This is a genomic window from Stenotrophomonas maltophilia group sp. RNC7 (genome assembly GCF_030910085.1).
Taxonomy (GTDB): Bacteria; Pseudomonadota; Gammaproteobacteria; order Xanthomonadales; family Xanthomonadaceae; genus Stenotrophomonas; species Stenotrophomonas sepilia.
This window is the reverse complement of the sequence record NZ_JAVFVN010000090.1, coordinates 1-947: the sequence shown is the minus strand read 5'-3', so window position 1 is coordinate 947 and position 947 is coordinate 1. Positions and strand designations below refer to the sequence as shown.

Genomic DNA, 947 nt, shown 5'->3' with positions numbered 1-947 from the left:
GGTTTTTGTGGAACCCGTAATAGCTAAGGCCATCGGGCGTGCCGGTGGCGTCTCGATCGATTAGCACTTCGCGCAGCGACGGCGTGATATCGCAAATGATGTACGCAAAGGTCGGAACCTTCTCGTAAGCCAGCGTGATGGGCCGGCCTTTCTCGTCTTTGACTTGTCCCTTACGGATGTCGCGTATCTGATCAAGGACCTGCTGGAGTGGGTTCTCCTGGTCGGAGTAATCATCTCGTTGCGGTCGCTTGAACTCGACGACGACCAAGCTATTGACGGGCTGCTGCCCCTCTTCACCTTCGGAAAAGGTGATCTTTCGGTCGAATATGAAGAGATCCGGCCTCAAGGACGACTTCGACTGAAATTCGTCCAGCTTCCTAAGCGGTTTGTCGGACGACAAGAACCAGTGATAAGTCAGACGTTCGTCGATCATCCAAAGATTATGCTGCGAGTAGAGCGTATCCCTATCCGTTGTGCGCATTGGAAAGAGAATGTTATGAACTGCCTCCTCCAACGGATATTTTTCCGTCTTGCGGTCCGTTGAAAGCGCCTTGTCGAACAGCTCGATCACGATCTTCCGGTGCATAACGTACTGGGCGAGTGCACTAGCACCCAGCTCGTTAGACTGCTCAAGGAATTCAGCTAGGCGGTAACGGTATCCGTCGTAGTCTTTAAGTTTTGCTGCCTCTACCAGGATTTTTCCGCTCTCCCGCTTGAGTGCGACCTCACGTCGATGAAGTTCGCGGTGCAATGCGAATTCGATATCCGTTCTGCTTGCGTTTGGAGCAATATCCCTGATGAAAGATGGCAGGTAGCGTAGCAGAGGCTTGTACTGCGGTGCGTCCGTCTGCACGAATGATATGACGCGCTGCGTCTTCATCTCGTTTAGAGTAGCTATGAGCGCTGCAAGATCGTTCTCGATGAATTCGATGGACGCATCCCTGATC

The 947-nt window shown here is 52.5% G+C and carries 1 pseudogene; it reads right to left on the bottom strand.

Annotation, left to right across the window (positions count from 1 at the left end):
* Positions 1-947 (bottom strand): annotated as a pseudogene (locus RCF13_RS00865) (hypothetical protein); the annotation flags it as partial.